9 protein-coding genes are annotated in these 7872 nt (G+C 53.6%); all 9 read right to left on the minus strand.

From position 1 onward, the window contains the following. Positions 1 to 502 precede the first annotated feature (502 nt). Positions 503 to 1285, minus strand: coding sequence for a hypothetical protein (locus tag DQG23_RS41435; protein ID WP_113036925.1), 783 nt, complete (start codon positions 1283 to 1285; stop codon positions 503 to 505). Between the two features lie 118 nt (positions 1286 to 1403). After that, a complete protein-coding gene (locus DQG23_RS41440) occupies positions 1404 to 1535 on the minus strand; it encodes an anti sigma factor C-terminal domain-containing protein (protein ID WP_158560972.1) in 132 nt (43 codons plus the stop codon). Next, the gene (locus DQG23_RS41445; RefSeq protein ID WP_113036927.1) at positions 1517 to 2443 is read right to left on the minus strand and encodes a hypothetical protein; all 927 of its coding nucleotides are present in this window, start codon (positions 2441 to 2443) and stop codon (positions 1517 to 1519) included. Before DQG23_RS41445 ends, DQG23_RS41440 begins: the two co-directional genes overlap by 19 nt. 286 nt (positions 2444 to 2729) lie before the next feature. After that, positions 2730 to 3950: an ABC transporter permease gene (locus tag DQG23_RS41455; protein WP_158560973.1), complete on the minus strand. Its 1221-nt coding sequence runs from the start codon at positions 3948 to 3950 to the stop codon at positions 2730 to 2732. Next, a complete protein-coding gene (locus DQG23_RS41460; protein ID WP_113036930.1) occupies positions 3947 to 4684 on the minus strand; it encodes an ABC transporter ATP-binding protein in 738 nt (245 codons plus the stop codon). Before DQG23_RS41460 ends, DQG23_RS41455 begins: the two co-directional genes overlap by 4 nt. A gap of 80 nt (positions 4685 to 4764) precedes the next feature. Next, the gene (locus tag DQG23_RS41465; RefSeq protein WP_158560974.1) at positions 4765 to 5871 is read right to left on the minus strand and encodes a GerAB/ArcD/ProY family transporter; all 1107 of its coding nucleotides are present in this window, start codon (positions 5869 to 5871) and stop codon (positions 4765 to 4767) included. A gap of 108 nt (positions 5872 to 5979) precedes the next feature. Continuing rightward, complete coding sequence (locus tag DQG23_RS41470) at positions 5980 to 6234, minus strand: hypothetical protein (RefSeq protein ID WP_146762489.1); 255 nt, start codon at positions 6232 to 6234, stop codon at positions 5980 to 5982. Next, entirely contained in the window at positions 6227 to 7423 is a 1197-nt protein-coding gene (locus tag DQG23_RS41475; RefSeq protein WP_113036933.1) for a Ger(x)C family spore germination protein, read from the minus strand. The genes DQG23_RS41470 and DQG23_RS41475 overlap by 8 nt, the downstream gene beginning before the upstream one ends. A gap of 1 nt (position 7424) precedes the next feature. After that, positions 7425 to 7872 (minus strand): spore germination protein (locus DQG23_RS41480; protein ID WP_146762490.1); only part of this gene is annotated, 448 nt, incomplete at its 5' end.

Raw genomic sequence — 7872 nt, forward strand, 5'->3', positions numbered from 1 at the left:
TTATTATATCATATTAACGCGCTGCCGTGGTAAAATAAGGACTTTCTAAACAGTCTGAGTTTTTCCAGTTAGTGTATAGCTTGCAACCTAGACAAATCAAACTGGAACTATCGTTGCGGAGTCGGAACCGTTAATGCGCGGCTTCTTTACTTGGAACTACGTGTACTGGGACGTTATGAGGGATTCTCCAGATAAACCATACGAATCTTCGAGATTATCATCATGCAACGATAAAATAAACCTCCTTCCCCAATAAAGTACGAGGTCGAAGGTTTATTCTTTATCGAAGGCTTGTTCCTTCATCCATTATTCGCCATCGTGCGCACTTCTCAGAACGGGCACGGTGGTCATACGCTGCGCTCGTTACTTACCGGCGCGCGGCACAGCGCTACTTATGCTCGCAGTACTTCCCGGCTCCCGGCACAGCCCTGCTTGTGCTCGCATTACTCCCGGCGCTGTATATGCTCACATGCCATGCTAGCCCTGCCGCATGCGGCTCCGGCTATTCCGTCGCAGTAGGTTGCTCGGCGGCAGCATCCTTCTTCATCACTTTGCCTTTGAAGCCGCCTTTATGATCGACGAACTTCTCGAGCGCCGGCTTCGTCAGCTCCTGCAGCTTCGCGATCAGCTGGTCCTTGGAGATGCCCTTCTCCAGCGCGATATCCGCGATCGATTTGTCGGCTTCCAGCTCCTTCTGCAAATCTTCCACCGACAGGCCGACGATTTCGGCTATTTTATCGAGCGGCGCGTTGATGCCCAGCCCGCCGCCGCCATGCTTGCCGCCGGGACCGAAGCCGTGTCCGCGTCCGCCGCCGAAGTCCGCGAAGCCTGTTTGCTCCACGGCTTGCTTCGCTTGCTCGGCTGCTTTCTGCTTAGCCGTCGCAGCTTGCTCCGCAGTCAGCTTGCCCGCTTCGACCTGCTTGTCGATTTTCTCTTCAGCATCCTTGGTGAGTGCGGCGATAACGGTATCGACTGCCACGCCTTTCTCCTTGGCGAGATCGGCGAGCGATTTGCCCGCTTTGAGCTCCGTGCGGACCGCTTCCTCTTCCATACCGAGCGCAGTGGCGGCTGCACTAAGCTGCTGCTTCGGATGAATGGCGATTTTGCCCGATTTGCCGGCTGCAAATTTCCCTCTCATCTCGGCTTTGCCCGCTTTATTGGTTTGCTGATCTGCAGCGGACGGCGCCGGCGACGATGAGCTTTCGGACGCGGCATAGGCTGCGCCGCCGCCGAGCGCCAGCGTGAGCGCAATACCTGCGGCAATCATTTTGCGGGAACGTTTCATATCGAGTCACACTCCTTGTATGTAGCTTATCTTACAATACAAGCTTACCCCGGCCAGCTTAATTGAAACTTAAAGACAGATTACAATGCGATTAAAAATGCCCCGTAAACGAATCCAATTATCGCCAATTCCAAACTTCGATACGTCCCAGCTGAAAATGATGAAACTCAGCAAACGTACGGAGCTTCTCAAGCTCCCGCACCGGTCCGGTAACGACCGCTCCGTATACGGTCACGCCGTTAGTCCGCAAATACGCAAGCCGCTGCTTGTCAATTCCCTGTCCTCATATGGCGCTTTAGCGGTTAGCCATTCCAAATCCAGCAGCATCTGCTCGGCCGACCGCTGCAAAATCGCCTCGTCGCCTAACCATTTCACAGAGCTTGTACCGCCCTTGTAATAGGTTTTGTACGGACGCAAATTGAGATGCGGCAGCCAATAATCGCCGCCGGAGCTCGAATAAGAAAGCTTTGTTATCTCTTTCAACTCCCCTGCGTAGACCGGCATATTGAGCAGGCGAACTCCGACGCCGTTTACCATCTTAAACAGCTCTTCCGGTTTCATGCCGCTGCGCAGCGCAAACGCCATTTCGGCTACATGACCGTCCCCGATATGGCTTAGCTGATCCCATACGGGAGTGCTGTCGTACGAAGCCGGGGCGGCTGCCCGATTGCCATGGAGCTCGTTCGGAACAAGGAATGAAAACGGCTCGCCCGCAAGCGATAACGGAGATGAAAGCCGCAGCTCGTACCGAACGCTTCCGAACAATCCTTTGGAGGCATGCACCTCGCCTGCCGCGGCTTCCCAACTGCCGACCTGCCGGAACAGCTTCAGCTTCGTTCGCTGGGTCAGCCAAGGCGTAAGCGTCGCCGAGACCGGGTAAGTAGTCTGGTCCACGCGCAATCCGGTTTCGTGCGTTTCCACTAACGTCGCCACGAATCGATCGAAATCGGCGCTTTTGCCGGAAATGTTGTAATAAGCGGAGACCGCCATCATATACAAAAGGCCCGCCAGCAATATGGCGGCAATTGCCGCAGCGATCGTCCTCAAATTCGTGAAGCGCGTGTTCCACAGCATACGTTTGAACGCTTTGCGTTCCGCTTCGTATTCAATCGGCCTGCCTTCCCTTGCAGCAGCCCTCAGTCCCTTCGGTACTCCCATGTAACCCCCGCCTTTTTCCCGTCCGGCTTTACGCGAAGCCATGATTCCAAACGGCCGTTCGCATGTATGGATGGGATATATTGGAACACCTACTTAAATAACGCATAAATGACAGCTTGTCTGACGCCCCCGGTCAAAAATAGCCGATTTTCCGCGGCAAATGATACCGCTGCGGCAAGACCTCGCCCATAGACGCAGCCGTACCAAGCGTTTGCCGAATTTTCCGATCGCAACGCAAAAAAAGCCATCCCCCGAAGCAACGGGCAGTATGACTTTTTCATTCTTATTACTTCCCAAACGAGCCGATCGTCTCCGCAAAAGCATAACCGACAGCAGCGGAAACAGGCGTCATCCATAACGCCCCCCACCAAGGAAAGGCGAAGGTGCCAAGCACAGCCCCAACCAACAAAAAGCCCGGAAGCATAATCAGGAAAACAGCCTTCTTGCGGGCTTCCAGTATCGCGCTGTCCCGCCAGCGGAACAGCTTCAGGAAAGGCTCTTCGCCCACATCTCTCACAAACAGCTTAATATAGTAGCTTAGAAGCAAGCCGGAGCCGAACCAGAGTATCCATTTGCCTGCGGCCGGCATGACCGCAATACTGCCGCAGCAAATCATAACAAGCCGAATGTATACGCTCATACTCGCTTTGCTGCGGAAAAAGGATTTCACGCTCAGCTCCGTCAGCCCGTTAACCTGCGTACGCGAACGGAACAGCCGGTTCGAGGAGCGGAACAGCAGCGGCCGTTTGCGCGCGATCCGCGATTTTTTCTGGACATATTGCGCAAGCATGACGGCGGCAAGCTTCATCCGTTCGGTCCGTTCGCGCTCGATGTCGTGATGGAAAGCGCCTTTACGGGACAACCTGCGGCGAAGCAGCCACGGAAATACCGCCAGAAGCGCGACGCATGCGGCAGCTCCGTACAATACGCCGGTGCGCATCGTAAGCACGACCGCCAGGAACGAAGCCGCTTCGACGGCGAACAGCGCGGAGGCGGCAAGCAAACGCCTGAAGCCGGCATAACGGATCGACGCCTGCTGACGCAGCAAACTCGCAGTCATTTTGAAAGCAACCATAAAAACTATCAGCACAAACACTTTGAGCCAGGACATGGCGTATTCATGATGCAGCAGCGGCAGCGTCAGGCCGACGACCGCCCCCGCCGTTATCGCTTGGAAGCCGAATGAGTACCAGACGCCATTCAGCATAAGCCTGCGTACCCATTTCGTGTGCAGCAGCACCAGCTGATCCGCCTCTTGCAAGAAGTATCGTATCGTCCCGATATTCGTCCATATGAATAAAATAATGGCAATAACCGCATATGGAATAAACGCAAACCATTCGGGAGACCGTTTCCACCACAATAGATAATGATAACCCGCAAACGCCAATGCCGGAATGACTACATACAAGGCGACGACCCAGTCGACGGCAAGACGCCATACGCTCCATTGGAACGCCCACTCTTCCCGCACGCGCCGCCAAAATAGCTTCTTGACGGTCATCATCGGCCCGCTTCGCCTCCTTGCGGCGGCTCGGCAAGATCGAGCAGGGAGTGGAAGCAGTCGAACAGCGATTCGCCCGGCATCCCGCATTGATCGCGTATCGCATCCAAATCCCCTGCCGCAACGAGCTGCCCGTCCGCGAGCAGGACGAACGAATTGCAAAGCCTTTCTGCGGTATCCAAAACATGCGTGGACATGAGCACGCCGGCCCCGCGTTTACGTTCTTCGTGCAGCATGTTCATAAAATCTTTGGTCGCCTTCGGGTCGAGTCCGATGAACGGCTCGTCGATAATGTACAGATCGGGCTTCTGAAGAAAGCCGATGATGAGCATCATTTTTTGCTGCATCCCTTTGGAGAAAGAAGACGGCAAATGATGCTTGACCGCCGTTAACCGGAACTGCTTCAGCAGCCTCATGCCTCTATCCTCGAACGTTTCCGCATCCATCTCCAGCGCGGAAGCCGCCAGCTCCAGATGCTCCCACAACGTTAGCGTATCGTAAAGCACCGGATGCTCGGGGATATACGCAACCCTTCCGCTCGGATCCGCAAATTGAATACGGCCCGCCACGTCCGGCAGCAGGCCCAGAATCGCCTTGATCGTCGTGCTTTTCCCCGCTCCGTTCGGCCCGATCAGCCCTACCAATTCCCCAGCCTCAATTGCAAAATGAATATCGTTTATAACGCCCTCGCGCCCGGGATAACCGGCACGATCGATTGCGACGTCTACTATCGGCATATCCTTTTCCCTCCGCACGGAAAGCTTGCACTACGCTCCCCCGTTACCATCATAACAAATATGCCGATGGATGCGCGATGTCATTTATTTTGCTGCTCCGGCGACAGCTTTCGTCCCCTCAAACGGTAAACGATTAAATACACGACCGGAAGAAGCAATTCCAACGTATAAATGATAACCGTCCATGGCAACGATTTGAGAAACTCCTCCAGCTCCCCGTAATTGGATGCAATCCCCATCGCCAGTCCCGTCATGAAAATGCTTAACGAAAAAGAAAGCGGCCGGTAATCCCGCATATTCAGCAAATACGATATCCCGAGCGTGCCTGTGTATAGAAACAGGCTTACTTTTACGAGCATACACAATGTCCACCACGATACCAGGAGCGGATCAACGTTCTCCAAAAAATCGCCGATGCGGATAAAACGCAGCATTTCAAGCACGGGGTAAGTCAAATGCCCGGTAAGCTTGGGCCCGAACAGCATCATGCAGAAAAGCCAGGTCATAATAATGAACATCATCGATAATAAAGCGGCGATCAGCATGGAGCGCATCGTTTTTCGCGGCTCTTTTACGTTCGCGACCAGGATGAGGACGAAAAACATCTCTCCGCACCAAGGAAACGCATAAACGCTGGTCAGCATAATTTGCTTGAAATCGTAGTGGCTGACGAAAGCGACGGCCATATCGGTTTGCAGTTCTTTGCCGACGAAGAAGGGGACAAGGATGCCGAACAAAATAGTCAGGAAAAAGACGCTGCCCGCAAAACGCGCGATAGCCTCGAGTCCGGAACGAACCGCCAGAGCGGCGCAAATAGCGATGACGATGCCGAGCACCCACGTCGGCGTATCCGGCATATAAATGGAGGCGAAGAAATCGATATATCTTCTAAGAGCAATGGAGCTCAAATAAATGGAAAAAAGACTGATCATCAGTACGATCGGAACGTGTATCCACTTGCCCACAATTCTTCCGCCAAATTTGAACCATTGAACCGTCGGCTCGATACGTCCAAGCTTAATGCTGAAATATGCGACCAGCAGTCCTTGGGCATAACTGACGACCAGCCCTATCCACGCTTGAAAGCCGCCTATCTCCGTCATCGGAGCGATCAGGAATATGACCGGTGAAGAAAACAGAAATATCGTGAACAGCCGCATGAGCTGCGATTGCGTAATACGTTCCATATACCCGCTCCTTTCCTTCGAATCAAACGGCTGCCTTAGCGGTTGGTTGCCTGCATTTACCGGGACATGGGGCAATTCGGCGGTTACGCACCCCATTTCCTAGGAATTTCAAACAAATACACGGACGAGCGATCCGAATATCCATTCGATCAGGAGATTCGGGCTTGGGAGTCTTCTAAACCATTCCAGCAAAAAATTATACGTAAAACAAACGAGCAAAACGGCGAATACCTTAACGTATGTTTTGGGCTTGCGGCCTCTCTTGCGCAAAAATCTCCATTCATATACGGCAATTAGGCTGAACAGAACCGCAGTAAACAAACCTGTCACTTCCTCTCCTGTATTCGCCGCTCCGTTACTCACTTGGCTTCAGCTTCACCCAAAGCGGATTCGTTTCTTTGCCGAGCCTCGTAATTTCCAAATCGGCGTGAAGCCGGAAGCTCACTTCTTCTTTATACACGTCACGCCAGTTTCGGCTGATTTGCTCCCATTTTTTCGGATAGCGCCAGCTTACGAATTTCCCTAGCTGAAGCACGTCCGAGCCATATTTTTGCGTTTCGGTCAGCCCCTTGAGCATGTAATCCTCCAGTTGGGAGCTGAATCGTTTTTGGATGTATTTAATATTTTCGCTGCTGACCAAATCCATATCCGATTCCGATGAGACGATGTCCCCGACCCCGCGAATCGAAATTTCGAACACGATGCGCCCGTCTCCCTCTAGCTTGGGCTTGATTAACGGCTTGCTCGGCACGAAAAGAACGCTGACCAGCTCTCCGTTATCCGGCATTCGAACCGTAATTAAGGAGTTTTTCATCCCTCCTTCGATCCAGAATAACGCTCTCGTCTCGTCGACATCGAGCGTTCCGACCATACGTCCCTCGCGAAATACGGCTGCGCCGTACGTTCCCGCCCATGGGCTCCTTTTTCCCTTCTCACTGACCATTTCCGTTTCTCCGAACGTAAGCAAATTCGCATACATATCCGGAGCGTCATCAAGAGCGGTCAGAAAGTCCCTCACATTCGTAGCGATCAGTGCCGGCTGAGCGCCGAACTCCCGAAGCACCTCGTAAGGAGTTCGCTCGAATACCGGGGTAAGCTTCGTTATTTCCAATGCTTTTTCGGGAGCCACCATTACAAATGTCTTCAGTTGAAAAGACGGCTGCCGGGCAACGAACTCGAGAACCGGCCGGATCCCCTCCTCCGCCAGCTCCCGGCCGATAACGACAATGCGCGTATGCCCCCAAGCGATCCGCCTCGTTAAATCGGCTTGAATTTTACGCAAAGCGGCCGCGAAGTTTACCCCTTGCTTCGTGACCGTCGCATATGGCTGGCCGGTGCTTTGCGGGCCCGTCTGCACATCGGTCGAAAGCCGGTTAGGCAGCGGGAAGGCCAGCGTCAGCTCAAGCGTACCCGGCTCCTTCCCTTTATCTACGAACACGCCGGTTACAAAAGCCCGATCGTTGATCTCTATTCTTGACCAACAGCCGCCGAGCAGCGGAATAAAAGCAAGCAAGAGAAACATGGCGACCGATCGCCGCATCACGGATGCCACCTTAATCCTCCTCCTCTCCACTTATCGGTCTTTCGGTTTTGGCCATTCTTGTCCGGTTGCCCACGCCGTACAAATACGGCCTTGTCCTCAACTTCCACCACGGCGCGCGGAAAAGCGAATCCTTCATGTCTTTGCCGATAAAAGGCGCAATCGGCGCCAAATACGGGGTACCGAACGAGCGCAGCGTAACCAGATGCAAATAAATGAGAAACACCGCGATAATCATGCCGAATAACCCGAAGGTAGTGGCCAGCAGCATGATGGGAAAACGCAGCAGCCGGAATGTGAGCCCAAGCTCGTAGTGCGGGATGATGAACGACGCCACGCCCGTTATGGAGACGACGATGACCATCGGCGTGGAGACGAGTCCGGCCTGCACAGCCGCTTGTCCGATTATAAGCGCGCCGATAATCGAGATCGTTTGACCGATCGTTTTCGGTATCCGCAGC

The organism is Paenibacillus contaminans (assembly GCF_003285015.1).
GTDB lineage: Bacteria > Bacillota > Bacilli > Paenibacillales > NBRC-103111 > Paenibacillus_V > Paenibacillus_V contaminans.

Excerpts from the sequence above, each read along its gene's own strand:
- DQG23_RS41435 (WP_113036925.1), bottom strand. The coding sequence starts at position 1,285 with ATGAAACGTTCCCGCAAAATGATTGCCGCAGGTATTGCGCTCACGCTG.
- DQG23_RS41460 (WP_113036930.1), bottom strand. The coding sequence starts at position 4,684 with ATGCCGATAGTAGACGTCGCAATCGATCGTGCCGGTTATCCCGGGCGC.
- DQG23_RS41455 (WP_158560973.1), bottom strand. The coding sequence starts at position 3,950 with ATGATGACCGTCAAGAAGCTATTTTGGCGGCGCGTGCGGGAAGAGTGG.
- DQG23_RS41465 (WP_158560974.1), bottom strand. The coding sequence starts at position 5,871 with ATGGAACGTATTACGCAATCGCAGCTCATGCGGCTGTTCACGATATTT.
- DQG23_RS41445 (WP_113036927.1), bottom strand. The coding sequence starts at position 2,443 with ATGGGAGTACCGAAGGGACTGAGGGCTGCTGCAAGGGAAGGCAGGCCG.